This is a genomic window from Paenibacillus cymbidii (assembly GCF_004764705.1).
Lineage (GTDB): Bacteria > Bacillota > Bacilli > Paenibacillales > NBRC-103111 > Paenibacillus_AN > Paenibacillus_AN cymbidii.
In genome coordinates, this window is sequence record NZ_SHLX01000027.1 from 74,099 (window position 1) to 99,356 (window position 25,258).

The window sequence follows — 25,258 nt, forward strand, 5'->3', positions numbered from 1 at the left end:
TGCCGCTATCCCCGCTTGCGCTCCAGCTCGCGCTGCACGGCGGAGGGCGGGAAGCCGACCGTCTTTTTGAACGTGCGGTTGAAATGGGCCTGGTCGCTGTACCCGAGGTAGTCCGCCACCTCGCCGATCGTCATCCGGGTGTTGAGAATGAGGTCGCGCGCCGCGTGCACGCGGATTTGATGCAAATACGTGATCGGCGTCATGCCGGTCACTTCCTTGAACGTCTGGGTCACGTAATTCGGCGCCCGGTCCACCAGCTCCGCCAGCTCCTGAATGCGAACCGGCTCCCTGTAGTGCGCCACGATATATTGCTGCACTTCCTTCATCAGCCGCAGCTTCACCGAAGCAAAGCCGTCTTCCGTCGCCTCCTGCAGGAAGCAGCCGAGCATTTCCGTCGCCATGCCGCTGCCGATGAGCAGATCGTGCGGCTTGCTGGCGATCCAGTGGTGGGACAGCGCCGCGAAGCGCTGTTTCATGTAATCGAACTTGCGCGTCCGCACCTTGCGGTACGGATAAGGCTCCTCCAGCGGAAACGCTTCCGCCTGCCGCAGCCGGAAATGCATCGAATATTTCTGGTGCGGCCCTTCCGGCGTATCGCGGCCGGCGCGCATGACGCCTTGCGGAATATACAGCAGGTCGCCTTTCTCCAGCACGATCGTTTCCCCGTTCAGCCGATACGCAACTTTTCCGGACACCATCAGGATGAGCATATCGGTCAGCGTCGCCGCCTCCTCTTTGCGCCAATCGGGGGTCATGTCGTCAAAATAAACCGAAACCAGCTCCAGCATACGCATCCGTCCCTTCCGTGTATTCCCCTCCAGTATACATTAGAATCGTACAAAGAAAAGTTGTTTTTTCAATCGAATCCGGCTGGCTTCGGCAGTACAATGGGAAACAAGGACGCAGAAGGAGCTGAGCGAATGGCCATACATCCGGTGGCGGAAACAGCGGAAATACCTGAGAATACGTTTAAAATTGTGCAAGTCGAGGGGCGCTCGATCGGCGTATACAACGTCAAAGGGACGTATTACGCCGTGCATAATTATTGCCCTCACCAGGGAGCGGAATTGTGCAAAGGTCCGGTATGCGGCACGACGCTCGATTCGGCGGTATTCGAATACATTTACGGCCGCGAGGACGAAATCGTGCGCTGCCCGTGGCACGGCTGGGAGTTCGATCTGAAGACGGGAAAATCGCTGTTCAGCGACAAAGTGAGGGTGCGCAGCTACCCGGTCGTCGTTCAGGACGGCACGATCGGCGTAATGCTGGGCTCTGCGAATGCAAAGGGGGAAAAAGAATGACTACTGCAATCGAACGATTGCCCGTCATCGACTGCGACGTGCACAACGGGTTCCGCAGCGGGCGCGATTTGCTCCCGTATCTGGAGGAGCCGTGGCGGAGCTATGCCGACAAGTTCGGCATGCCGGGCGCAGGACTGCCGTATTCGTCTCCAATCGGCAACAAACGCAAGGATGCCAATCCGCCGAACGGCCTGCCGGTCGGCTCGGACCCGGCCTATATGCTGTCGCATTACATCGAGCCGTACAACGTCGAATACGCGCTGCTCTGCTCGGACAGCGTCATCGGCGTCTCCGGTTATGCCGACGCCGACTATGCGGCGGCGGTCTGCCGCGCCTACAACGACTACCTGATCGCCGAGTGGCTGCCGCAAAGCCCGCGCTTCAAAGGCTACATGTGCATCGCCATGCAGGATCCCGAGCAGGCCGCGCGCGAAATCGACCGGATCGGCCCGCATCCGGACATTGTCGCCGTGACGATTACGGGCGGCTCCCGCCTGCCGTACGGGCAGCGCTTCTTCCACCCGATCTACGAGGCGTGCGAGCGCAACGGGCTGCCGCTGATGATTCACCCCGGCGCCGAAGGCAGCGGCATTTTCAACGCCCCGACGGCGGTCGGCTATGTCTCGAACTATTTGCAGTGGCACACCTGCCTGCCGCAAACGTTCATGGCCCATCTGGTCAGCTTCATCTGCGAAGGCGTGTTCGCGAAATACCCCGCGTTCAAAGTCGTGTTGTGCGAAGGCGGCGTCAGTTGGCTCCCGCCGCTGCTCTGGCGGCTGGACAAAAACTTCAAGGCGCTGCGCATCTCGACGCCCTGGCTGACGCGGATGCCGAGCGAATACGCTCGCGACCACGTCTACCTGACGACCCAGCCGATCGAGGAGCCGGACAATCCGAAGCACCTCGACATGATGTTCGAGATGTTCGACGCGGAACACATGCTGCTGTTCTCCAGCGATTACCCGCACTGGGATTTCGACGACCCGACGAAAATTCTCCAGCGGCTGCCGCTGGAGAAGAAACGCAACATCTTCAGCGAAAACGCGCGTCGGTTGTTTGGGTTGAAGTGACGAGGGGAATGGGGGCAAAACGCGGCATTTTCATTACCCGGTTCTGATAAGTCCAAAAAAGGGAGCGTCAACGCTGCAGCCGCAGCGTTCGCGCTCCCTTATCAGCTTTGCCGGCCGGCTTACGAAGCCGCCTTCTGCTGCTCCATGACCTGGCGGTGCGATGGCAGCCACGCCATGACGAACAAATTGACGATCGCCACCGCAAACATGATCACAAAAATCGCATGCATGCCCGCCGCCAGCCCCGCGTTTTCACCCGTCACCGCGTAATGGTTGAACACCGTGCCGAACACCGCGATGCCGACCGTCTGACCGAGCGAACGCATCAGCGAGTTGGTCGACGTGGCCACGCCGCGCATTTGCCAGCCGACGGCCGACTGGATCAGCACGGTTGCCGGCGTCGTGATGAAGCCCATGCCGAAGCCGACGACGATCAGAATGCCGACCAGATACCAGTACGGCGACGACAGCTCTACCGCCATCAGCCAGGCGCAACCGGCGACGACGACACACGAGCCGATGACGACGGTCGCCTTGGTGCCCATCCGGTACATCCACCGGCCGGCAATGTTGGCCGCGAGCGGCCAAGCGAGCGTCATCGGCATCGTCGTCAGCCCCGAGCTTGTCGCCGAATGGCCAAGCAGCGACTGGATCCAGATCGGCGGATAAATCGTCATCCCCGCTGTCACGGCAAACGACAGAAAACCGCCGATATTGGAGACGTTCATGATCCGCAGCCGGAAGAGCGATAACGGGATCATCGGCTCCTGCGCGCGTTTCTCGATCCAGTAGAAAGCGATCAGGAACACCGCGGTCGCCGCGAACAAGCCGACAATGGTCGCCGAGCCCCAGGCGTACTTCTCGCCGCCGTTCACCAGCGCGAACAGCAGCGCCGTAATCGCGACGGAGAACGCGGCGGCGCCCGCGTAGTCGATGCGCTTCCGCTTCTTCTCGAACCGTTCGTGCAGGAACAGGAACACCAGCAGGAACGAAACGATGCCGATCGGGATGTTCATGTAGAAAATCCAGCGCCACGTCACATAGTCGACGAAATAGCCGCCGACAAGCGGGCCGAGCAAACCGGCGATCGACCAGACGGACGCGAACACGCCTTGCATGCGCGCCCGCTGCTCGCCCGGGTACATGTCGCCGACGATCGTGAACACGACGGGGTTGAGCGCGCCGGCGCCGATGCCCTGCACCGCGCGGAATACGATCAGCGCCACCATCGACGTTGCGGCGCCGCACAGCACGGAGCCGAGGACGAACAGCGCAAGCCCGATGGCGAAAACGATGCGCCGGCCGAACAAGTCGGTCAGCTTGCCGAAGACCGGCGTCGCCACGCAAGTCGTCAGCGTATAGATCGAGAACACCCAACTGATCAGGCTGAGACCGCCGAGTTCCTTCGTAATATGCGGCAGGGCGGTGCTGACGACCGTCACGTCAAGCGCGCCGATGAACATCGCCGCCATAAGCCCGGCGGAGACGATGCCGCGTTTCGTAGTCTTTGCCATGAAGCGGGAGCCTTCTTTCCACTGGATAATATACTTCCTATACAACAATGTTTATTTTCTATTATCCGAAGGGAACGGACGTTTGTCAATCGATTTATACAACCGCCTTTCTGGACCAAAGTCGAGCGCGGTTTCATCCCGCGGCCCGATTATGCGGCAGGATCCGCTCCCTATAATGAGGGTGTAAAAGCTGACGGCCGTACGCCGTGCGGAAAGACAGGGGATGCGTCATGACGGAGGCGTTTGGATGGACCATTGCCACAACCTGTACCACGCTTCCGTCGGGATGATGATGCATCTGGGTTACGAAGGCGTCACGTCGCCATTTTCGGTCGGTCGGGCCACCGGCAACCACCCGGAGTGAGAAACGCCGTTTCCCTCTTATTCTAGCTGCATATTCTATGATGAGACGCTTCCCTATTCCCGGTAGGAGTTGATTCCATTGGGGGTTTCCATCATTGCATGCACGAACCGGCCCGGATTTATCCGCAACCTCTTTGCGAACTATAGCAGACAGCGCTATGCCGCCAAAGAACTGATCGTCATTGTCAACAATGACAGTGCTTCCTTGCAGCCTTACCGGAGGCTGGCAGCCACACACAAGCAGGCGCGCGTCTACCGCGTGCCGGCGAAATTTTCGCTGGGCGCCTGCTTGAATTTCGCCGTCGCGAGATCGAGATACCCTTACATCGCCAAGTTTGACGACGACGACTATTATGCTCCTTATTACTTGACCGACTGTCTATCGGCATTCAAACGGACCGGCGCCGATATTGTCGGCAAACGGACGCACTTTATGTATTTGCAAGGCTCCCGAAAGCTGCTGCTTCGTTTCCCGCATTACGAACACCGCTACGTCGACGTGCTTCCCGGCGCGACGCTCGTCGTCAAGCGGCACGTATTCCGGCTCGTGAAGTTCCCGAACCGGAGCGTGGGCGAAGACGATCTGTTCTGCAAGCGGAGCAAGGCGAAAGGATTTCGCATCTACTCGGCCGGCCGCCACAATTTCGTCGCCATGCGCAGGAAAAACTCGCGCAACCATACCTGGATCATCAGCGACAAAACGTTGATCGCCCATCACAAGACGATTGGCCGCATACGGAATGTCAATCGTTACGTGCAGCGGAAACCTGGGCGAACCGGGCCATGACGAGCGTGCGCGCAACCGGATCCGGACACGGCATTTCGATCGTGACTTGTACGAAACGGACGAACTGCATGAACAATCTTTTCCGCAATTACGCTCGCCAAACATACCGGCACAAAGAGCTGATCGTCATTTTGAACGATCCGGACATGGAACTGCGCACCTACGAGCGAGCGGCCAAGCGCTATCGAAACGTGCGCATCGTCCGCCTGCCGAAGGCGACGCTCGGCCGCTGTCTGAACCTGGGCGTCCGGCTGTCGCGCTACGGCTGCGTCGCCAAGTTTGACGACGACGATTATTATGCGCCCCGCTACTTGGCCGATTGCATGCGCACGATGCGGCGGACGAAGGCCGATATTGTCGGCAAACGCGCTCATTTTATGTATCTCGAGGGCAGCAAGCTGCTTCTCCTGCGCTATTCCGATCGGGAGAATCGTTATGGAGGCCTTGTCCAGGGAGCCACGCTGCTGGCCAAGCGCCACGTGCTCCGCAAGGTCGCTTTCCCCGACAAAACCCGCGGCGAATGCGTTGCCTTCTGCAGGAACGCCGCTGCGCGGGGCTTTACGATTTATTCGGCCAATCGCTATCACTTCGCCGCCGTTCGCAGAAAACAGTCCCGCGGCCATACCTGGATTGTCAGCGACCAAAAGCTTCTTTCGCAAAACAAAGTGAAAGTGTGGAAGGTAAGGAACTTCAGGCGTTTCGTCAGCCGGGGGAAGGATTAGCAAAGGGGAGAGCGCATCTGCCCCCGCCCGGTCGCTCTCGTTGAATTTTCGCCCCGGCTGTAATATACTTATCGCAACCGAATAGCCCGGGAGCTTGCGGATGCAGGCTGAGAGTACGACTACCCCGTCGTAGACCGTGAGAACCTGTTGGATAATGCCAGCGCAGGGAACCCGCTTATATACGAACGCATATATCAAGCGCCAGGCTTGCATCCGCAGGCCCGGCGCTTTTCTATTGGTAGAATAGGAGGGACTGATCCCGTGAATCTGCAAACAATCGCGAATGTGCTGGACAATGTGCGCCGGACCAATCCGCTCGTGCACAGCATGACCAATGTGGTCGTGACCAATTTTACCGCCAATGGCCTGCTCGCCCTGGGCGCGTCGCCGATCATGGCGTACGCCAAAGAAGAAGTGGCCGACATCGCGCGCATTTCCGGCGCGGTCGTGCTCAACATCGGCACGCTGAACGAAACGGAAGTGGCGGCGATGAAGCTGGCGGGCGCCGCGGCGAACGCGCATGGCGTGCCGGTCGTGCTCGACCCGGTAGGCGCGGGCGCTACCGCATACCGGACGGACGTGTCCCGCGCGCTGATGAGCGAGCTGGCGGTGTCCATTCTGCGCGGCAACGCAGCCGAAGTGGCCAACGTGGTCGGGCAAGCGTGGCAAATCAAAGGCGTCGACGCCGGCGAAAGCGCGGGCGGCAGCGTCGTCGAGCTGGCGCAGGAAGCGGCCCGCCGCCTGAATACGGTGGCGGTCGTGACCGGCAAGGACGACATCGTGTCCGACGGCGCGCGCACGTTCGTCGTGCGGGGCGGCGACGCGATTCTGACCCGCGTGACGGGCACCGGCTGTTTGCTCACGTCGGTCATCGGCGCCTTCGCCGCCGTCGAGCCGGACCGCACGTTCGCCGCCGTGGCCGCCCTCGTCGTTTACAGCGTTGCCGCGGAAATCGCCGCCGCGCGGACGAAGGAGCAAGGGCCGGGCAGCTTCCAGATCGAATTCCTGAATCAACTGGCGCTCGTCTCGCCGGCAGACGTGCTGCGTCTGGGGAAAGTGGAGCAGCTGTAAGCCTGGTTCCGGTGCACAATCGCACTCCGCGCTGGTATACTGACGATAACGGGGTAACCGATCGGTGGCGGAGAGCCAGCCCATCCGAATAGGCAATCAAAAATGGCCTATTGGCCCGATTTTCCGCCTTGCAGCACAAATAGCCAGTGAATTCACTGGCTATTTGCATCATACCGTCCCCAATTCAGGCCATCCCCCCAAAATAACCAGTGAAATCGCTGGCTATTTTGCGGCGCGCCCCTCTTTTTGACCCAATAGGCAATAAAACATGGCTTATTCGCCGCCGCCGTCGAACCTTGCGGGGGCTCCGCAAAAGCGGAATCAGTTCTTTACAACCGGGAAAGGGCGGGATCGCCATGCATCGTCCGACGTCGAAGCAAACGAAGCTGCAGCTGGAGCGGGAAGCGGTGCGTTTGTTTGTCTCCATTCACAACCGGACCAGCGGCAACCCGCTGCGGCTGCTTTACCAGCAGGATAAGCCGGATGCCGTGCTGATGGACAGCCGCGGATGCAAGCTCGGGCTGGAAATTACCCATTTGTTTTACGACCAGGAGGAGGCGCGGCAGCAGTTTCTGCACCAGCACCGCTCCTTCGTTTGCATCGAATCGTTTGCGCACCTGGTGGAGGAGCTGAACCAACTGCTCGCCCGCAAGGAAGCAAAAAGCCGGGGCTACAACCACGAGTACCCGCTGGCGCTGCTCATCCGCAACCTGTCGCTCAACTTCGGCTGGAACGACTTCGACAGCGCCTGGGATGCGATCAAAGCGCCTTCGGAAGCGTTCACCGACATCTGGTTTCTCGCCCGCGATTCCCCCGGTTCGCCCGAGTGGTACCTCAAGTCGTTGAAGTCCTCATAGCGTTCAACCGCAGCCGGACCGGGTTGGGTTTGGTTTGGTTGCTTCGATGAAGTTCTGCTCACTTCCGCTCATAGCTGACAAATGCCAACTGCTCGCTTCCCGGCGACCACGAATTCACATTGATCGTCCCTTGTCCGCCGAACAGCTTCGCCAGCGTGCGCCAGGCGCCGCCGGCGCTGGACATGATCCGGAGCTCCACCTCTTTGTTCGGCGGATGGTCGCCCGGAGCGACATCCCCCTTGCGGTACGCCAAATACGCCACCTGTTCGCCGTCCGGCGATACGTGCGGAAACCAGCTGTTGCTGCTTTCGTCCGCCGTCATCTGCGTCGGTTCGCTGCCGTCGGCGTTCATCCGCCACACCTGCATCAGCCCCGAGCGCACGGAATTGAACCAGATGTGCCGGCCATCCGGCGAATACTCCGGCCCGTCGTCCAGTCCCGGCGTGTCCGTCAATTGCGTTTCCTCGCCGCCCGCCGCCGGAATCGTATAAATGTCGTACTGGCCGTTCCGTTCGGCGCAATACGCCAGCGTGCCGCCGTCGGGCGACCAGCCGTGCAGGTAGCTCGGCGCCATGGCGGTAATCAGCGTCGGATGGCCGCCCGTCAGCGGCAAGGTGTAAATGCGGGACAACCCGTCTTCGGCGGTATTGTGGCTGACGGCGAGCCGGGTATTGTCGGGAGACAGCACGTGGTCGTTGTTGCAGCGGTCGGCGTAGCCCGTATCGATGGCGCGGCTCTCTCGCGTCGCCAGATCGAAGGCATAAATGCGGCCCATACTGTTGTACACGAGCCGCTTGCCGTCTTGCGTCCAGTTCGGCGCTTCGATGAGCGTGTCGAACCGGGCCAGCACCGTGCGTTCGCCCGTCCGCGCGTCCACGGTTTCCAGCAAGCTGCGCACGCCGCGGTCGTGCAGCGCGCGTTTTTCTTTCCGCGTATTCATGTCTTGGACCCTCCCGGTAAAATAATGCCCGCCGCCGGCCGATGCATCCGGCTTACGATAACGATCGCATGCGCCGGAGCGACGGAAACAGCGCCATCCAGAGCGCCGCAACGGCAAGCGTGCCGATGCCGCCGACGAATGCGGCCGGCGAGGCGCCGATCAAGCCGGCCAACGTGCCCGATTCGAACTCGCCGAGTTGGTTCGACGTGCCGATGAACAGCGAGTTGACCGCATTAACCCGGCCGCGCATCTCGTCCGGCGTTCGCAGCTGCACGAGCGAGGAACGGATCACGACGCTGACTACGTCGGACGCTCCGATCAGCAGCAGCGCCAGCAGCGAAACCGGCAGGCTTTTTGAAACGGCGAACAGCATCGTCGCCAGACCGAACACGCCGAGGGCCGCGAACAGCACGTACCCGACCGCGCGGCGGAACGGATAACGGGCGATCGCGATCGACATCAGCAGCGCGCCTACGGCCGGCGCCGTGCGCATCAGCCCGAGCCCCCACGCCCCCGTATGCAAAATGTCCTCCGCAAAAATCGGCAGCAGCGCCGTCGCCCCGCCGAGCAGCACGGCGAACAGATCGAGCGAGATCGTGCCGAGAATGACGGGCTGGCGCCAGACGAATTCCAGCCCCGAAAAGACGGAGCGCAGCGTGGTCGGCACCACCTTGCGCACGATGGGCGCCATGCGGATGGCAAACGTAAGCACGCCTGCCGTCAGCAGCGCCAGGACGGCCGCCGAGTAGGCATAGGCCGGCCCGGCCGAAATCAGCAGGCCGCCGAGCGCCGGGCCGAGAATTTGCGCCGTTTGGCCGGCGGAGGTGCTCCACGAGATTGCTTGCTGCAGCAGCGCCTTCGGCATGAGCTGGGGCAGCAGCGCCGAGGAGGAAGGCCCTTCGAAGGCGCGGCAGGCTCCGAGGATGGCGGCGGCCGCCAGAATCGACTCGCGGCCGAGCCAGCCGCCAAGGCTGCCGAACAGCAGCAGCGCAGCGATGCCGCTTTCGATGATCATGCACCAGGCGACGATCAGACGGCGGTCGAACCGGTCGGCGACGTGGCCGACGACGAACGTCAGCAGCACCATCGGCAGAAACTGCGCGAGGCCGACCAGGCCGAGGCTGAACGCGTCGCGGGTCAGGTCGTACATTTGCCAGCCGATCGCCACGGCGAGCATCTGGAAGGAAGTCGAGGAAAGTACGCGCGATACCCAATAATGTTTGTAATAAGGCTGTCCGAGCACGGAGTCGGGGGAAATCTGCATGGCCGGGAGCGTCCTTTCTGCGAGCGAGTGCCGCCGATGCCGCGATGGATGCCGCACCGCGCGGCTGTGGCCGGGTGCTTCTTCTTTCCCATTCTTGCGCTTGCGGCCGATTCTGTCAATTCGACTTCAACATGCGCACCGCCTCGCACAACCGAAACGCAAACGCACCCCGTTCCCCCTCGCTCCAAAACACTTCAGCCAAACGCCGCGCCTTGTTCCAGGCGGCATCACGAATAGCGCGCCGCCAGCTCAGCCAGCCGCTTGCGGATGGCGAGCCGCAGCTCTTCCGGCTCCTCCAGCTCGGCTTCGTCCCCCAGCCCGATAAAGAAGTCGGCGTAGAACGCGATGTCCGTCCGGCTCACCTCCCGGTCGATCGCGCCGCTCCCGTCCTCCTTCACCTGCAGCATCGGCGCCAGCCACAGCTCCGCTTCGCAGCGCTGCACGCCGATCCGGCCCAGCTTCGCCCGCAGGCGGATCGAATCGGCCGGGGCCACGTCCGGCTGCCGGCCGAGCCGCGCGTCGCCCGGCTCGAGCGGCTCCGTGCCGGACTCGTCCCAGGCCGCCTCCCGAATCCGGTCGCACCGGAAAACGCGAAGGCCCTGGCGCAAAAAACAATACGCCGTGCAATACCAGTAGCCGTTATGCGCGTACAAACGAACCGGCTGGATGCGGCGGCAACCGGCTTCTTCGTCCTTCGCCTCGTAGCGGATGACGAGCACCCGGTGTTGGATGGCCGCATCCAACAGCAAGGAGAGGCCCGGCGATTCGCCGCGGCGGGCCGGCGCCACAAAATCGACGCGGTCCTTCATCCGGTCGATGCGATCGCGGATGTCGCCGGACATATGCAAATAAAACTTCTTCAGCGCCGACGCGGACTCCGCCTCGAACGGCAGCGAAGCGTAATGCCGCAGCGCATGCACGGCAAAAAACATCGCCGCCGCCTCCCCTTCCGTAAACGCGATCGGCGGCAGCACCCGCTCCCTCACGACCTGATAGCCCCCGTGCGGACCGACTTCGGAGTACAGCGGCACCCCAAGCTCGCTCAGTTCCTGCAAATCCCGCAGGATCGTCCGTTTCGACACCCCGAATTCGTCGGCAAGCTCCTGCACCTTAAACCGCCTCATCCGGTTGACGGTCATCATCAGCTCCATCAATCGCTTCGATTTGGACACCCGCATCGCTCCTTTTGCCCTTGTAACGCCGCAAGTTTTTAATTGACGACAGATTTTGTCACCATTATAGCTTACACTGGCGTTGCAAACCAATTCGAATCGACAGGAGCGACACGCATGAGCAAGTATACCGTTCTGTTCTTTCTGATTATGTTTATGATCGGGACCGATACGTTCCTGATCTCCCCGCTGCTGCCGACGCTGCAGGAGCAATTCGGCGTGCCTACGGGCATCGCCGGCTGGATGCTCGGCGCTTACGCGCTCGGTTCGGCGCTGTTCGCTCTGGTCGCCGGGCCGCTGTCGGACGGCTTGAACCGCCGGACGGTGCTGCTCGGCGGGCTGCTCGCCTTCGCCGTCGCGACGGCGCTGTGCGGCCTGGCGAACAGCTTCTGGACGATGTGCCTGTTCCGTTTCCTCGCCGGCGTCGGCGCGGCGTTCACCGCCCCGCAGGTGTGGGCGTCCATCCCTTCCGTCGTGCCGGGACCGCGCATCGCCAGAACGATGGGCATCGCCTTCGCCGGGCTAGCCGCCTCGCAGGCATTCGGCGTGCCGATCGGCAGTTGGCTGGCGACCGCCAGCTGGCAAGTGCCGTTCTGGGCGATCGGCGCCGCCTCGCTGCTGCTCGCCGTGCTGGCTTACGCGATTTTGCCGGACATGAAGCCGGACATGAAGCCGGAAAACGGCAAGGCGAAGCGGGCCGCCCTGTTCCGCCGCTACGTTCCCCTGATCGCCAGCGGCCAGGCCCGCGGCGGCTTCTTCGCCTACCTGCTGCTGCATTTGGGCGTCGGGGCGGCGTTCGCTTTTGCCGGCCGCTGGCTGGCGGACGGCTTCGCGCTGCCGGTCGGGCAGATCGGCAATGTGATGATTTTCCTCGGGCTCGGCAATTTGTTCGGCAGCGCGGCCGGCTCATACGCGGTACGGCTGCTGGGCAGCCAACCTCGCGTTATCGTCGCCGGGCTGCTCGCCGCCGCCGGCCTGTACGCCGCCATGCCTCATCTGCATCACATTGCCGCCGCAACGGCCGTTTATTTCCTCATTTGCGTGACGCTCGGCGCGGTTTTCCCGCTTGTCATGGGCCTGTTGACAGCGCTCAACGCTTCCATCCGCGGCACGATTTCCAGCCTGGCCAATGCGACGATGAACGGCGCGAACACGCTGGGCGCCTGGGCAGCCGGCCTCCTGTACGTCCAATTCGGCGGGTACTCGCCGATCGGGCTGTTCGCCGCCGCTTGTCTCGCGCTTTCACTTGCCGCGTTCCTGCGGAGCGGCATGCTCCGCGCCGACGAGCAGAAGCAGCCCCTCCGAAGCGCAGGGGCTGCCGAATAAGGGCTCAGGGCAACGGCACATTTTCCCGCTGCAGTTGCTCCATCCGTTTCGCCTCCCGGGGCATGTCGAGCGCCCGATACGATTGGATCAGCAGGCGATACACCTCATCCTCGTACGGGCATTCGGCGAGCAGCGGCGTTGCGGCTTCCAGCGCCCGGCGCTCGTTGCCGCTTTGCAAATACCGTTTCGCCAAATAAAACCGCACCTCGCGGATGAGGCGCTGCGCACTTTCGGCTTCCTCCCTTGCCCACGGATAATCGCAATCGGCGAACAGCGGCCCGCGATACCATTCGAGCAGCTGCTCCAATTCCCGCGCGTTGTCCTCCTTCATCCACGCGAACACCTGGGACAACGCGCGGGTCGTCGGCCGGTAATCGCAACGGACGGCGGCGAGGTCCAAATAATATTTGCCGTTCAGGAAATTCAGCAAACCGGAATATCCGTACCGTTTCAACGCTTTTCTGACATAGCTGACGCAGGCGTGCAAATATACCTTCGATTTTTCATAAGCTTCTTCGCCCCACAGAATGTCGATCAGTTCGTCCCGATGGACGCCCTTCTCCGCGCGGACGATCAGGAGCGCGAACAATTCCTTGACTTTGGCCGTGTACCATTTGATCGTTTCGCCGCTGCCGCTGCGCACGTCGAAGCTGCCGAATACCGAGATGCTCAGTTGCTCCGAAGACGCCTGCGGAGGCGGCCCGTCCTCTGTCTGCGCCATGGCGAGTTCCCGCTGAATCCGCTGCACCGTTTTGCGCAGCCGGTCTTCTTCCACGGGTTTCAGCAAATAATCGAGCGCCTGCTGCTCGAACGCCTTCACCGCATGCGCGCTGAACGCCGTCACGTAGACGATCTGCACGTTTCCTTCGCGCGACTGGATCGCTTCCGCCACCTCCAGACCGTTCAAGCCGGGCATTTCGATATCGAGAAACACGACGTCCGGCTGCAGTGCCGCGAGTTGCTCCAGGGCGCGATGCGGGTTATTCGCCCTCCCCACGACTTCGACTTCCAACTCGCGAAGCTGCATCTCGAGCAAGTTCAACATGTGTTGTTCATCGTCAAGCAAGTAGGCCCGAATCATTCGTTTCCTCCTCCTCGCCGCTCCCGGCCGCGATCGGCAGCAGCAGCGTCACCGCGGTGCCCCGCCCTTCCTCACTTTCGATCTGCATCGGGATGCCGTTCATGCCTAGCACCCGTTTGTTGATATTGGCCATGCCGATTCCGCCCACACGGGGGTCGCCCCGGCGAATGCGCTCCAGCATGGGAGCGGGCATGCCGACGCCGTCGTCCTGCACGACAATTTTCATCCCGTCCGCTTCCCGCTTGACGGTCAACGCGACGAGTCCTCCGCCCACCTTTTTCATCACGCCGTGGCCGATCGCATTTTCCACCAGGGGCTGGATCGTCAGCGGCGGAATGCGGCATTGCAGCAGCGTCGGATCGATGTCGGCGCGGAACGTCAGCTGCTCCCCGAAGCGTTCCTGCTCGATTTCGGTATACACCCGGATCAGTTCCAGCTCCCTGCCGAGCGGCACGGTCGTGTCGTGATGGTCGATGTCGAACACCAGCCGCAAGTAGCGGCTGAACACGGCGATCAGGCGGCCGGCCTTGCGGCCGTCGGAATAACAGAGCGACATGATGGCGCCAAGCGTATTGAATACAAAATGCGGCTTGATCTGCGCCTGCAGGAAAGCAAGCTCGGCCTTTACGGCGAGCTGCATCGTCCGGTTCAGTTCGATCAAGGTTTTCACGCGGGCCCGGAATTCCATCCTGTCGTACGGCTTGACGAGATAGTCGTTCGCCCCGGCTTCGAAACCGAGCGCCAAATCCTCCGGCTGATGTTTGGCCGTCACCATAAGGACGGGCAGCTCCAGCGGCGACTTTGTCTCCCGAATGATGCGGCACACTTCGTAGCCGGACAGCTCCGGCATCATCACGTCGAGAATGACGAGGCGAATATCCGGCCGGCGGCGAACCGCCTCCAGCGCGTCCCTGCCATTCGTCACGGCCGTCACGGAATAGCCTTCCAGCTTCAGCAAGTTGATCGCCGACCGGATGTTGGCCGGATCGTCGTCCACGACCAGAATGCGTTCGCCTGCTTGTGCCACTTCGTACGCCGCGGCCTCCGCGCCTATCGGCTCGGGGCGATACGCGGGCGGCGCCTCGTACAGGGGCCGCTGCCAGTTCTCCTCTTCTTCCCCGCTTGCGACCGGAAGCGAAACGGTGAACCGGGAGCCGACCCCGGGCGTGCTGACCGCATCGATCCGGCCGTCATGCAGGTCGATCAGGTGCTTCGTTATCGACAAGCCCAGGCCTGCCCCGCCGTACGACCGGACGATGGAAGCATCCGCCTGCGTGAACGGATAAAAGATCGTGTCCATCCGATCGGGCGCAATGCCGATCCCGGTATCCGTCACGCCGATTTCCACCGTGCCCGTCTCCGGCTTCGCCGAGGCCGATACCTTCACTTCGCCCCGCTCGGTAAATTTCACCGCATTGCCTACCAGATTGAAAAGAATCTGCACCAGCCGGTTCTCGTCGGCCCACACGGCAGGTAGCTCCGGCGGAATGTCCCGCTTCCAGACGATCGGTTTGGACGCATGCGTCTGTTGGCAGACGGCCATGACGAAGTCGACCAGCGGCTCGATCCGGACATGCCGCTTTGTCAGATGGATATCCCCATGCTTCAGCCGGGACAAGTCCAGAATGTCGTGAATCAGTTGGGTCAGCCGTTTGCCGCTCGCCACGACAAGATCCAGATTGCGGGCTTGCCGTTCGGTAAGCGGCCCTTCGACGCCGTCGATCAGCGATTCCGAAATGCTGACGATGCCCTGCAGCGGCGTGCGCAATTCATGCGACGTGTTCGCGAGGAATTCGTCCTTCAGCTTGTCGAGCTCCAGCAGCTGCAGCGACAGCGTCTTCGTTTCCTTGAACGACCGGGCGAATCTTCGGGCCAGGATGAAGGTGTAGATGAACGTAAACACGATGATGCCGTAGTTGGAAAAGTAGCCCATTTCGTAGCGATTCAGCTCCGTATTCGCCACATCAAGCACGACCAGCGTCAGCAGCAGGCCGTTGCCGAAAAAAACGAGCCACGAGTAGCGCAGCTTTTTCACCGCCGCCTTGACGATCACGTAATACGGATAAGCCAGCGCCGCAAACCCGAGCACATCGGAAACCAAATAAAATTCGCTGTAAATCCGCAGCGGGAGAACCGCCAGCAGCGCCATAAGAACCGCCGTGCCGACTACAAGCGTGCGGCTTACCCGTCCGGCAAACAGCGAGGGGAAAAATTCGCGAATCATCAGCGCGTAGAACAAAATATCGAGGTGATAGGTGACGTAATTGATCCATTCCGTCAATTGAAGCGTGGCCGTCGGCATCCATTCGTAAATGAAATAGCTGCTCGTCAGCGGAATGCGGCACAGAAACACCAGACAGACGAGGCCGAAATAAAAGCTGATCTTCTCCTCGCGGTTCAAGGCGTACGAGCCGATCGAGTAGAACACCGCCATCAACAAACACCCGGCCAGAAAAAAATCTTTGTACGCCAGCCCCTGGTTGTACGCTTGCATGGCGTCCGGGGAACCAAGCAGCAAATTGCGGTTCAACCCGCCCTTGGCATAATCGAAATTCGACACGTGCACGATCAGCGCAAACGAATCGCCCGGCGGCTCGAACACAATCGTTTGCGGCTTGCCGTACGCTTCGAAGTCGGCGCTTGTTGTGCCGGCTTGCCCGTTCGACACCAGCAGCCGGTCGTTCGCGTACACCCGGTAAGCCGTCGCCAAGGGCAACACTTTAAGCGCCAGTTCCTTCACTGGCGCCTGCAGCTTGATCTGGAGCTTATAAGTGGCGTAACCCGAGCCGGCAAGCTTGGCTCCGTTCACCTTGTATCCGTTCCATTCGTTCGGCACCTCGGCGTACCGATCCGGCTGCGGCCCGCGGCCGTTCCGGAAATCGGCGAACATAAGCTGCCGCTGCCAATAAAACTCCCATTGCCCTTCCAGTTTGACCGATCCGTCCCGCTCCTCGTCCCAGCCGGTCAAATCCAGCACGCCCAGCTGCGCTTCCGGCGGCTTGCCGCCGCCGCCCAACGAGACGAGCAGCGCAACAATGACGATCTGGAGCAGGAGCAACGCGACAAGCGACGAGCGAAACAAACCGGCGATCTTTTGGAGCGATGCGTTCATAGTGGGCCCTCATGCAAGCGGAGATGGAGTGGTTTCCTCGGACTACACTTCGACACCGCCCAACCATGCTCCTCCCAAAGTCCCGATATTATGCCGATCGATCCGGCCGGAGCCCGGCACCGGACCGGCTACAGCAGCCCGCTGTCCTGCAGCAGCCGCTCGGTCTCCTCCAATATTTCGTGCAGGAACGCGAGCGCTTGTTTCGTCCGGTCGCGATCTTCGCCGATGCCGGCAAAAACGCCGTTGACCCGGTGCGCGTAATCCACCGGCGCCCTGGAGAAGGAATCGGCGATGGCCGCGGCCCCTTTTTCGTTCATCATATACGTTTCATTCAGCGCGAACAGCAGTTGGTTCAAACAAGCCGCGGTGCGGAAGCAGCAGCCCGCCGTATAGGCAAGATCGTGTTTGGCTGCCCCTTTGTGCGCCTGTTCGAGCGAAAACGCCGCCTCCCACCGGAAGGTTCGGATCAAAGCCAGCCGGAAGGCGGCCGGATACGGAATCGTCTTCGCCTTAAGTTCCGCCACGATCCCGGACGGGTCCCACAGCGGCTTGCACCAAGCGACCTCGGCCATATAAATCGCGTTGACAAACCCGTGCGGATGGCCGGGTTGGTAGTCGATGGTGATGTCGCCGCGCAAGCATTGTTCCATGACTCGGGATACTTTCCGACGATCCCGCAGCAGCCAGTCGACCGGATGCCGGTTCACCTTCAACCAGCCGCCGCCATTGATCCACGGACCCCAGCCGCCGATTTCCGTTATCAGGTTCTCCCGATGCCCATCGTCAAGTTCGGCGGCGGCCAGGCGAAGATCGGCGATATCCAGGCCGGAATCGGGATCGTAGTAGATGCCGATATCGATATCGGAAGCGGCGGACGCGGTCCCGCCGGCTCTCGAACCGCCCAGAACCAATGCGCTGACGCCGCGAACACCTTTGAGACGGTCGACCGTCATGGCAATTGTCGCTGAAACGTCCATTTCAATTCTCCTGTCGTCAAGATGCTTTTCTCCCCATTGTACCGAACCGGGCAAGCAGGGCAAAGCCATTCATCGGGATTTATCATACCAAACGACCCTTAAGGAACACTTAAGAACCGTTTTTACATGTGGAAAAACCGGAAAATAGCTGGCGAAACCGGCTCCCGCTGCGCGCGGGGGGTGGTATTCCGATCGCTTCTTGTTTTCCGGATTCTTCGAACGATACAAGCCAAGGGGTATCCGGAAAACAAAGGCGAACGCTGCCGCTTCTCCACACCACCCCCCGCTCTCCGCTCCCGCCCCTTCGACCCTGTTTGAACCCCTCGCCAAGCGCAGCATTCTCCCCTCCGCCAACTAACAAATTCGCTTTTTGTGCCGCTCCGGTCAAGCGTCCTGAAAAAATAGGCCATGTTTTATGGCCTATCCCACCAAAAACGAGCAGCCCTCCCTAAAATAACCAGTGAAATCACTGGCTATTTCAGCCAAAAGACCCGATTCGGGACCTGGCGGAGCAAATAAGCCCTGTTTTCACTGGCTATTTCCAACGAGGCAGGCCAAATCGGGCAAATAAGCCATTTTTCATGGGCTATTTGTAATCGGGCGGGCCGTATCCGAGAGATGCAAAAAGCCCGCCGGGAAACCGGCAGGCCGTTGAGAGCAAAAGCGATCAATCAGGAGGGAGCTATTTCGACGCAGCTGTCCGCCGCTTCGTACAACGTACGATCGAGGCGCTGCAAATACGGCGTCCACTCCGTCGTCGTGTACAAGTGGAGCCGGTGCATTGCGCGCGTGCAGGCCGTGTAAAACAGCTTGCGTTCGCTTTCGCGGCCATACGTCTGCGCCGAAGCATCGTAAATGAGCACGGCATCGAACTCGATCCCCTTGGCGAGATAGGCGGGGATCACAGCGACTCCTTTTTCGAACACCAGCGTTTCTTTCGAGATGAGCCGCAGCTCCGCGCATCCTTGCTCCGCCAGCGCGGCATACGCTTCGCGGCTTTCGGCCGCGGTTTTCGCCACGACGGCTATCGTGCCGAACCCTTCGGCCCGCAGCGCCGCCACATGCGCCGCGATCAACGCCGCCCGCTCGGCGCTGCCGCCCGTCCGCGCAAGCAGCGGCTTCCGGCCGCTCCGCTCGAAAGGCACGATCTCCCCGCCTCCCGGCAGCAGCGCCTTCGTAAACGCCACGATCTCGCGGGTCGACCGGTAGCTGCGGACCAGGCGGATCACGCTTGTTTCCGCCGGCCCGTACAGCCGGAGGAGCGGCGAATCGGCATTGTCCAGATGCGTCGACTGGGCGAAGATCGCCTGGTTGAAGTCGCCGAGCACCGTCATCCGGGCGCGGGGAAACAGCCGCTTGAGGAAGGCATACTGGAACGGCGAATAATCCTGGCCCTCGTCGACGAACAAATGCCGAACCTGCGTGTTCACCCGGGCGCCCTCCACCAGTTCCTTCAAATAGAGGAACGGCGTCGCGTCTTCGTAGAATAGCTGCCCTTCACGCAGTTGCTCCAACGTTTGCCGGCTGATCTCCGGCCACAGCTCGGGAGCTTCGGCTCCGTTCGTCATGCGCCGGTAGGCGTCGGCATCGCCGAACAGCTGGCCGTACAGCTCCGCCGTGTCGACGAACGCGAGCCGCCTCACTTCCCGGCGCAGCGGCGCGAACGCCTCTTTTACAATCATTCGGCGCAGCAGCTCTTCCTCCTGCTCGGCGAAGTCGAAGACGTTCTCTTCCCCGGGCTCATCGCCCGTCCTCACGAAGAACGGCTCGGCAAAATCGAACACCGCCGCTTCCCGTTCATGTTTGCTCCGCAGCGTTCGGTACGCTTCGGCGTATTGCTCGGTGTCGAGGTAATCGAGCTCCTGCTGCACCCACAGCGCCGCCCGCTCCTCGCGTTCGAGCTGCGTCAGCCGGCGCAGCAGCCACTCCTTCAGCAGCACGACGCGATTCGCCAGGCGGACGGAAGCATCGTGGCTGTAAAATGGCGCCGCCATCTGCTCCGCGGCGATCAACTCGCGATCGCGGAAGCGGATGCCGCGAAATTTCATGCCTTCCTGCGTCAGCCGCTCCGCATACCCTTGCAGCGCATGCAGGAACGATTCCGACGCTTTGTAGCGCATCCCTTGCTGCCGGGCATCGCAAGCCGGCGACTGCGGCGCCGTCAAGCCGTATTCGATCTGATCGAACGGGCTCTCCAGCTGCAGCGACGACCCGAGCCAATAGGCCAAATATTCCTGGAACGTCGTTTGCTGCATGTTTTCTTCGCCGAGCTCGGGCAGCACCGTCGCCACATAGCTGTTGAACATCGGGTTCGGCGAAAACAGCACGATCTGGTCCGCCTTCAGCCGGTCGCGATGCTTATACAGCAAGTAGGCCGCCCGCTGCAGCGCCGCCGACGTTTTGCCGCTTCCGGCCGCCCCTTGCACGATGAGCATCCGGCTCTTGTCGTTGCGAATGATCGCGTTCTGCTCCTTCTGGATCGTGGCGACAATGCTCTTCATTTGCGTGTCGGCGCCTTTGCCCCCGAGCACCTGCTGCAGCAGCTCGTCGCCGATCGTGACGCTGGTGTCGAAGACGTTCTCCAGCTTGCCGTCGCGAATCCGGTACTGGCGCTTGAGCGTCATCTCGCCCGCGACGGTTCCGCCCGGCGTCTCGTAAGCGGCGGCGCCCGGCGAGTGGTCGTAGTACAAACTCGCGATGGGCGTGCGCCAATCGTACACGAGGAAGCTGAGCCCGTCTTCGTCGACGAAAGACGAAACGCCGATATAGATTTGCTCGATGCCGCGCTGCCCGTCCTCCCGAAAGTCGACCCGGCCAAAATAAGGCGACGGCAGCAGCCGGTTCATGTTGTTCCAGCGCAGCATCCGCTGCCGGTGGCTGCGTTCCCGCTCCGACAGCAGCGCTTCCTGCTGCTTGATGCTGTAGAACGTCTCTTCGAAATCTTCCCCCGTGCTCGTATTGACCGTTACTTCCTCCCAGAAGCGTTTGCGAATGTCCCTGACCTGATCGCGCAGCCCGATCACTTCCGGTTCGAGCTCGTCGATGCCCGCCTGCAGCTTCTCCGTCACCTGCTCCAACCGCTCCCGCTCGTGCCGCATATCCTCTGCGCTTATCATCTTTCGGGCCACGCTCCTTTGCGTTTCAAAATGGGTTTGACAACACGCCGTCCTTCATGATAAGATAATAGTGAAGATACAATGTTACACTTGTGTTCACTCGCAATAAAAACAGCAATGGTTATTCGATTCTACCACCCAACCTGCTGAAATGCAACTGTTATTTGAGATGACAAGAACCGGCATCGCTGCCGGTTCTTTTTTGATGCCGGATATTAGGGTAAGGATTAGCCGCCGGGTTCGGGACGAACACGATCGGCGCGAGGCGCGGCAAGCGCCTGCAGCCGCTCCGGAACGCAGGAAGGCGAAAATGTATACGAAAAATCATCTATATTCTCTGCGCGGATCCGTTCCCGTCAATCCGGTCCACAATAAATCGACCGTCTCTTTTTGCGGGCTATTTTCCGCCACACCTGACAAGCTCCTTACTTGCGCGCATGGAACTGCCGATGCAGCTCCCGCACTTGTTCGGCCAGCTCGGGCACGGGGCCGTCCACTTCCGCATCGCGGATCACCTCGCCGATCGGCAGGTTGCGGACGCGGGACGGGGCGATCCCCAGTTCGCCCAGCCACTCCGCCAGCTGCGCGGAGGAACTGGCGTATACGATTCGCCCCAGCCCGACCCAGCCGTGCGCTGCGGCGCACATCGGGCAATGCTCGCCGGACGTGTACACCGTCGCCTTGCTTCGCGCTTCGACGCTCATGTGCGACGCCGCCCAGCGCGCCAGCGCGAACTCCGGATGCTGCGTATGATCGCCTCCGGCAACATGGTTGTGATCTTCCAGCAGCACCTCGCCTTCGGCCGATACAAGGATCGAGCCGAACGGCTCGTCGCCAACCTCCAGCGCCGTTCGGGCCAGTTCCACGCAGCGCTGCAGATGCTTCCTGTCCGTTTCCCGGATCATGAAAAAACCCTCCTTCTTCGTATATAGAATGAGCGAATCCCGCCTTCAAAACCGCCTACCCCACGTCCTCGCGTTCCGCCCGACGCAGCGCCAGCGCAGACAAAACCGCCCCCGCGGCAAGCCATGCCAGCGCAAGCCACGCCTCCGTGCGCATAGGCAGCGCTTCGTCGCGGCTGTAGATGCCGCTGCTCAGCATCACGAAGAAGAACGACGGCACGATCGTCGCCGCCACCGATTTGCGCAGCATGCCGGCATATAGCGGCAGCAGTCCCATACCCGCGGCCGTCGCCGCATGAATCGCGATTCTTCCCGCCTCCTCCGCCAGGATGGCGCGGGTAAGCGGCTCCGGCGAGGAGAACGATGGCCACGCGTGTTCCCGCCACAGCAGCACCGCCGACACCAGCGCGTTAGCCACAAGCGTCATGCCAAACGTCAGCAAGGCGACGAGCGCCAGTTTGGCCGCCAGCAGCTTGTACCTGCGCACCGGATAGCCGAACAACACCCCGATCGTTTTGTTGCGGTACTCGTCGATGACGACCCGCGCCAGCAGCACCGCGGCGAAAACGACGAACGTGCTCATCGCGTACATCCCGATCTCGGCGAAGGCGTCGCCATAGTTGCGGTATCCGCCGGTATTGCCGCCCTGGTTGCCCACGCACCAGAACGTCAGCGCTGCGCAGGCGGCCAACCCTGCCCACAGAAACCCGCGAAACTTCCATTTGCGCCATTCGAGCGCAAGCAGTCTAATCATCGGCGTCCTCCTCCCGGATGCGCGCCAGCACGTACTCCTCGAGCGATGCGTTCCGGCGCGTCAACGACTCGACGCCGACGCCGGCCAACACCCATTCCCGCGACAACGCCACCGTCGACAGCTCCGGCTCATAGATGCGCAGCGTGTGGTCGCCGATCATTTTGAACCGGACGGCGCCAAACTTGTCCTCCAGCACAAAAGCCGCCTGCGCCCCGTCGGTCGTCGCCGCTTCGATATATTCGCTGTGCCGGCCGCGGATGCGCGCCATCGACACCTCTTCGATCAGCCGGCCGCGGTGAATGAGCCCGATCGTATCCGCAATCTGCTCGATCTCCTGCAGAATATGACTCGACACCAGCAGCGTCATCCCGTATTCGCGGCTGAGCCGGCGAAACAGCTCGCGCAGCTCGTGGATGCCGATCGGATCGAGCCCGTTCACCGGTTCGTCCAGTACGAGCAGCTCCGGCCGCGTGCAGATCGCCCGCGCAATGCCGAGCCGCTGCTTCATTCCTAGCGAGAACAACCCGACCCGCTTCGCTCCGGCATCGCCGAGCCGCAGCAGCTCGAGCGCCTCATCGATCGCCCGCGGATCGTAGAAGCCCATATATTCGGCGTGCAGCACCATATTGTCGCGGGCGGACATGTGCTCGTAAAACATCGGGTACTCGATCACATACCCCATGCGCTTGAGCGTTTCGCGCGACGACGGCGTCACCTGGCAGCCAAACCGCTCGACGACGCCGTCGGTCGGCCGGATCAAGCCGGCTATCATCCGCATAACGGTCGTTTTCCCGGCCCCGTTCGGGCCGAGAAAGCCGTAAATTTCGCCTTGCCGGATGCGCATGTCGACGCCGGAGACGACAATTTTGTTTTTGAACGCTTTGGTCAGCCGGTACGTCCGCACGACGTCGCTCACGGCCCTTGCCTCCTTTCGCCGCCGGCCCCGTCAGCCGGCAACGTCCCGTCTCTGAAACACCGTCCATGCGAACGCAAGGAAACACACATAGTACACCCCAAGCACCGCCAGCGAAAAAGACAGCGTCATCCCGTCGCGGAACGGCGCCCCGTCGAAATAGCGGCTCACGTTCATGTTGGCGAACAATACGTATTCCGTCCACTTGTATTTCTGCAGCATGTAGGCCAGCTGCGGGCCGGCGAACAGCAGGAACAGGCCGAGGCCGATCGCCATGGAGCTGCTGCGGAACGCCGCCGACAGCAGAAACGCCAGCGTCGCCAACAGCAGCAGGTCGAGCCCGCCCGCGCCGTAGGACTGCATAGCGTGAACGAACATGCTCCGTGCGACCACTTCGCCATGCGCGTAGACGAGATACGGCTCGTTCATGCCGCCGAAGCCGAACAGCAAGCCGCCCGCCAGCAGCGACGTCAGGAACAACAGTACCAGCAGCCCCATGGCAAAAGCGAGCGTCGTCGCATACTTGGCCAGCAGGATCGTACCCCGGCCGAACGGCCGTACGAGCAGCAGCTTGATTGTACCGGCGGAAAATTCCGACGCCACGATGCCGGCGGCGACGATAATCGTAAACAGCGTCACGACATCGATCAGGTCGGGCACCGCCGACGACGTCAGTTCGACGAACGACCACATCCCGCCGATGCCGGAATCAAGCGGCGGCACGTCATGCGCGAGGCGGTACTCGTTCATCGCCAGCTGCCGTTCGAGCGATTCGCGCTGCTTCGCGGACAACGCCGGCGCCGGCGATCCGTCGCTGCCGGGAGGCGGCTGCAGCTGCTTGTGCAGCGCTGCGTTCTGCTGGGTCAGCACCTGCCGCCACTTGCCGGCATCGGCGTCGTTTAACGCCGACTTGGCCAGCCAGCCGGCGCCGGCTACGAGCAGCAACAGCAGCGCGATCATGATTTTCGTCCCCGTCTTGCCGTACAGCTTTACCTGTTCATTAACGAACAGCCTGCCGAACGGACGCAAACCGATGCGCATCGCGATCGCCTCCTTCCTCTGTCAGCTCGATGAACGTATCTTCGAGCGATTTGGCGACCGGCTGCACCTTGAAAATGCGCAGCTCGCGCCCGGCCAGGGCGCTGACGATGGCAGGCGCCTTGTCGTGCCCCGCTTCGACGCGCAGCTCGCCGCCTTCCAGCTCGCGGACGGCGATCGCCGGGAATTCGGCGGCCAAACAAGCTTGCGCCGCCTCGAGCGGCTCCACGCGCAGGAGCAAGGCGGTTCCTTGCGGCAGCTGCCGGCCTGCGCCAGACGCCGTTTCGTCTCCGTCTCCATCGCCGCCGCGCGTCGCATGAATCGCCTTCAGGCGGCCTTCCTGGATGATCGCGAAGCGGTCGCACATCAGCTCCATCTCCGCCAGAAGGTGGCTGGAGACGACGACCGCGATGCCGTCCTCTGCCGCGAGCCGCCGTAACAGCAGCCGGATGTCGCGGATGCCGGCCGGATCGAGCCCGTTGGTAGGCTCGTCGAGGATAAGCGCCTTCGGCTTGTGCAGCAGCGCCTGGGCAAGCCCGAGCCGCTGCCGCATGCCGAGCGAATACGTGCGCACCTTGTCATGGATGCGGCCGGCAAGATCGACCTGCCGCACGACTTCGTCAATGCGCGCTTTCGTTACGTCGCCCGCCATGCGGGCGTATTGGCGCAAATTTTGGTACCCGGTGAGCGACTTGTACATCTCGGGATTTTCGACGATTGCGCCGACCTGGGCGATTGCCGCGCGGAAATCGTCCTTGACGCTGATTCCGCCGAAGAGCACATCGCCTTCGCTCATCGCGATCAGCCCGACCATCATGCGGATCGTTGTCGTTTTGCCCGCCCCGTTCGGGCCGAGGAAGCCGAACACTTCCCCCGGGCGAATGTCGAAGCTGAGCCGGTCGACGATCGTTTTGCGGCCGACCCGCTTGCTGACGCCTATCAATTGCACCGCCGGCGTTTGCACGGTGCGCCACCTCC

Annotated in this window: 22 protein-coding genes; 8 read left to right on the forward strand and 14 right to left on the reverse strand. The window is 61.6% G+C overall.

Translation table 11 applies throughout. The features are described 5' to 3' along the window. Window positions 1-5: 5 nt before the first annotated feature. A complete protein-coding gene (locus EXY20_RS28900; RefSeq protein ID WP_167859601.1) occupies window positions 6-788 on the reverse strand; it encodes an AraC family transcriptional regulator in 783 nt (260 codons plus the stop codon). A gap of 132 nt (window positions 789-920) precedes the next feature. On the opposite strand from EXY20_RS28900, the gene EXY20_RS28905 reads away from it, so the two are divergent. After that, entirely contained in the window at window positions 921-1,301 is a 381-nt protein-coding gene (locus EXY20_RS28905; RefSeq protein ID WP_135555744.1) for a Rieske (2Fe-2S) protein, read from the forward strand. Further along, a complete protein-coding gene (locus EXY20_RS28910) occupies window positions 1,298-2,371 on the forward strand; it encodes an amidohydrolase family protein (protein ID WP_135555746.1) in 1,074 nt (357 codons plus the stop codon). Before EXY20_RS28905 ends, EXY20_RS28910 begins: the two co-directional genes overlap by 4 nt. A gap of 119 nt (window positions 2,372-2,490) precedes the next feature. Here the strand turns inward: EXY20_RS28910 and EXY20_RS28915 are convergent, their stop codons facing one another. Continuing rightward, the gene (locus EXY20_RS28915) at window positions 2,491-3,885 is read right to left on the reverse strand and encodes an MDR family MFS transporter (RefSeq protein WP_135555747.1); all 1,395 of its coding nucleotides are present in this window, start codon (window positions 3,883-3,885) and stop codon (window positions 2,491-2,493) included. A 223-nt stretch (window positions 3,886-4,108) separates the two neighbouring features. Here EXY20_RS28915 and EXY20_RS28920 point away from each other — a divergent pair, with 223 nt between their 5' ends. The 5 genes from EXY20_RS28920 (at window position 4,109) to EXY20_RS28940 (ending at window position 7,685) form a co-directional block, all read left to right on the forward strand. Beyond that, window positions 4,109-4,249 carry a multicopper oxidase domain-containing protein gene (locus tag EXY20_RS28920; protein WP_135555749.1) on the forward strand — a complete coding sequence of 47 codons (141 nt, stop codon included), beginning with the start codon at window positions 4,109-4,111 and terminating at the stop codon, window positions 4,247-4,249. A 78-nt stretch (window positions 4,250-4,327) separates the two neighbouring features. Next, window positions 4,328-5,035, forward strand: coding sequence for a glycosyltransferase (locus tag EXY20_RS28925; protein WP_235886241.1), 708 nt, complete (start codon window positions 4,328-4,330; stop codon window positions 5,033-5,035). Continuing rightward, complete coding sequence (locus EXY20_RS28930) at window positions 5,032-5,757, forward strand: glycosyltransferase family 2 protein (RefSeq protein WP_135555751.1); 726 nt, start codon at window positions 5,032-5,034, stop codon at window positions 5,755-5,757. Before EXY20_RS28925 ends, EXY20_RS28930 begins: the two co-directional genes overlap by 4 nt. A gap of 261 nt (window positions 5,758-6,018) precedes the next feature. Continuing rightward, the gene (thiM, locus tag EXY20_RS28935; protein ID WP_135555752.1) at window positions 6,019-6,828 is read left to right on the forward strand and encodes a hydroxyethylthiazole kinase; all 810 of its coding nucleotides are present in this window, start codon (window positions 6,019-6,021) and stop codon (window positions 6,826-6,828) included. Between the two features lie 356 nt (window positions 6,829-7,184). Then, window positions 7,185-7,685, forward strand: coding sequence for a hypothetical protein (locus EXY20_RS28940; RefSeq protein WP_135555754.1), 501 nt, complete (start codon window positions 7,185-7,187; stop codon window positions 7,683-7,685). Between the two features lie 58 nt (window positions 7,686-7,743). On the opposite strand, the gene EXY20_RS28945 is transcribed toward EXY20_RS28940, so the two are convergent. The 3 genes from EXY20_RS28945 to EXY20_RS28955 form a co-directional block, all read right to left on the reverse strand. Beyond that, window positions 7,744-8,625: a TolB family protein gene (locus tag EXY20_RS28945; protein ID WP_135555755.1), complete on the reverse strand. Its 882-nt coding sequence runs from the start codon at window positions 8,623-8,625 to the stop codon at window positions 7,744-7,746. Window positions 8,626-8,677: 52 nt separating this feature from the next. Next, a complete protein-coding gene (locus EXY20_RS28950) occupies window positions 8,678-9,889 on the reverse strand; it encodes an MFS transporter (RefSeq protein ID WP_135555757.1) in 1,212 nt (403 codons plus the stop codon). 227 nt (window positions 9,890-10,116) lie between these two features. Then, on the reverse strand, window positions 10,117-11,061 hold the full coding sequence (locus EXY20_RS28955; RefSeq protein WP_135555759.1) for a helix-turn-helix transcriptional regulator: 945 nt from the start codon (window positions 11,059-11,061) through the stop codon (window positions 10,117-10,119). A gap of 117 nt (window positions 11,062-11,178) precedes the next feature. Here EXY20_RS28955 and EXY20_RS28960 point away from each other — a divergent pair, with 117 nt between their 5' ends. Then, window positions 11,179-12,387 (forward strand): MFS transporter, encoded by a 1,209-nt coding sequence (locus EXY20_RS28960; RefSeq protein ID WP_135555760.1) that lies wholly within the window; start codon window positions 11,179-11,181, stop codon window positions 12,385-12,387. 4 nt (window positions 12,388-12,391) lie between these two features. On the opposite strand, the gene EXY20_RS28965 is transcribed toward EXY20_RS28960, so the two are convergent. The 9 genes from EXY20_RS28965 to EXY20_RS29005 all read right to left on the reverse strand — a co-directional run bounded on the left by EXY20_RS28965 (window position 12,392) and on the right by EXY20_RS29005 (window position 25,244). Beyond that, the gene (locus tag EXY20_RS28965; protein ID WP_135555762.1) at window positions 12,392-13,468 is read right to left on the reverse strand and encodes a response regulator; all 1,077 of its coding nucleotides are present in this window, start codon (window positions 13,466-13,468) and stop codon (window positions 12,392-12,394) included. Beyond that, a complete protein-coding gene (locus tag EXY20_RS28970) occupies window positions 13,446-16,580 on the reverse strand; it encodes an ATP-binding protein (protein ID WP_135555764.1) in 3,135 nt (1,044 codons plus the stop codon). Before EXY20_RS28970 ends, EXY20_RS28965 begins: the two co-directional genes overlap by 23 nt. Before the next feature lie 128 nt (window positions 16,581-16,708). Further along, window positions 16,709-17,557 (reverse strand): nucleotidyltransferase domain-containing protein, encoded by an 849-nt coding sequence (locus EXY20_RS28975; protein WP_135555766.1) that lies wholly within the window; start codon window positions 17,555-17,557, stop codon window positions 16,709-16,711. Window positions 17,558-18,228: 671 nt separating this feature from the next. After that, a complete protein-coding gene (gene helD / locus EXY20_RS28980) occupies window positions 18,229-20,673 on the reverse strand; it encodes an RNA polymerase recycling motor HelD (RefSeq protein ID WP_135555768.1) in 2,445 nt (814 codons plus the stop codon). Between the two features lie 425 nt (window positions 20,674-21,098). After that, window positions 21,099-21,578 (reverse strand): nucleoside deaminase, encoded by a 480-nt coding sequence (locus tag EXY20_RS28985; protein WP_135555770.1) that lies wholly within the window; start codon window positions 21,576-21,578, stop codon window positions 21,099-21,101. Between the two features lie 55 nt (window positions 21,579-21,633). After that, window positions 21,634-22,329, reverse strand: a complete 696-nt coding sequence (locus tag EXY20_RS28990; RefSeq protein ID WP_135555771.1) for an ABC transporter permease — start codon at window positions 22,327-22,329, stop codon at window positions 21,634-21,636. Further along, window positions 22,322-23,245 (reverse strand): ABC transporter ATP-binding protein, encoded by a 924-nt coding sequence (locus tag EXY20_RS28995; RefSeq protein WP_135555773.1) that lies wholly within the window; start codon window positions 23,243-23,245, stop codon window positions 22,322-22,324. The genes EXY20_RS28990 and EXY20_RS28995 overlap by 8 nt, the downstream gene beginning before the upstream one ends. 30 nt (window positions 23,246-23,275) lie before the next feature. After that, window positions 23,276-24,283, reverse strand: coding sequence for an ABC transporter permease (locus EXY20_RS29000; RefSeq protein WP_135555775.1), 1,008 nt, complete (start codon window positions 24,281-24,283; stop codon window positions 23,276-23,278). Beyond that, the gene (locus tag EXY20_RS29005) at window positions 24,243-25,244 is read right to left on the reverse strand and encodes an ABC transporter ATP-binding protein (protein WP_135555777.1); all 1,002 of its coding nucleotides are present in this window, start codon (window positions 25,242-25,244) and stop codon (window positions 24,243-24,245) included. The genes EXY20_RS29000 and EXY20_RS29005 overlap by 41 nt, the downstream gene beginning before the upstream one ends. Window positions 25,245-25,258 lie beyond the last annotated feature (14 nt).

Coding starts and splice junctions, on each gene's coding strand:
- EXY20_RS28945 (WP_135555755.1), bottom strand. CDS start 8,625: ATGAATACGCGGAAAGAAAAACGCGCGCTGCACGACCGCGGCGTGCGC.
- EXY20_RS28910 (WP_135555746.1), top strand. CDS start 1,298: ATGACTACTGCAATCGAACGATTGCCCGTCATCGACTGCGACGTGCAC.
- helD (WP_135555768.1), bottom strand. CDS start 20,673: ATGATAAGCGCAGAGGATATGCGGCACGAGCGGGAGCGGTTGGAGCAG.
- EXY20_RS28970 (WP_135555764.1), bottom strand. CDS start 16,580: ATGAACGCATCGCTCCAAAAGATCGCCGGTTTGTTTCGCTCGTCGCTT.
- EXY20_RS28905 (WP_135555744.1), top strand. CDS start 921: ATGGCCATACATCCGGTGGCGGAAACAGCGGAAATACCTGAGAATACG.
- EXY20_RS28915 (WP_135555747.1), bottom strand. CDS start 3,885: ATGGCAAAGACTACGAAACGCGGCATCGTCTCCGCCGGGCTTATGGCG.
- EXY20_RS28965 (WP_135555762.1), bottom strand. CDS start 13,468: ATGATTCGGGCCTACTTGCTTGACGATGAACAACACATGTTGAACTTG.
- EXY20_RS28960 (WP_135555760.1), top strand. CDS start 11,179: ATGAGCAAGTATACCGTTCTGTTCTTTCTGATTATGTTTATGATCGGG.
- EXY20_RS28930 (WP_135555751.1), top strand. CDS start 5,032: ATGACGAGCGTGCGCGCAACCGGATCCGGACACGGCATTTCGATCGTG.
- EXY20_RS28975 (WP_135555766.1), bottom strand. CDS start 17,557: ATGGACGTTTCAGCGACAATTGCCATGACGGTCGACCGTCTCAAAGGT.
- EXY20_RS28940 (WP_135555754.1), top strand. CDS start 7,185: ATGCATCGTCCGACGTCGAAGCAAACGAAGCTGCAGCTGGAGCGGGAA.
- EXY20_RS29000 (WP_135555775.1), bottom strand. CDS start 24,283: ATGCGCATCGGTTTGCGTCCGTTCGGCAGGCTGTTCGTTAATGAACAG.
- EXY20_RS28900 (WP_167859601.1), bottom strand. CDS start 788: ATGCTGGAGCTGGTTTCGGTTTATTTTGACGACATGACCCCCGATTGG.
- EXY20_RS28920 (WP_135555749.1), top strand. CDS start 4,109: ATGCGTCATGACGGAGGCGTTTGGATGGACCATTGCCACAACCTGTAC.
- EXY20_RS28990 (WP_135555771.1), bottom strand. CDS start 22,329: ATGATTAGACTGCTTGCGCTCGAATGGCGCAAATGGAAGTTTCGCGGG.
- EXY20_RS28950 (WP_135555757.1), bottom strand. CDS start 9,889: ATGCAGATTTCCCCCGACTCCGTGCTCGGACAGCCTTATTACAAACAT.
- EXY20_RS28985 (WP_135555770.1), bottom strand. CDS start 21,578: ATGATCCGGGAAACGGACAGGAAGCATCTGCAGCGCTGCGTGGAACTG.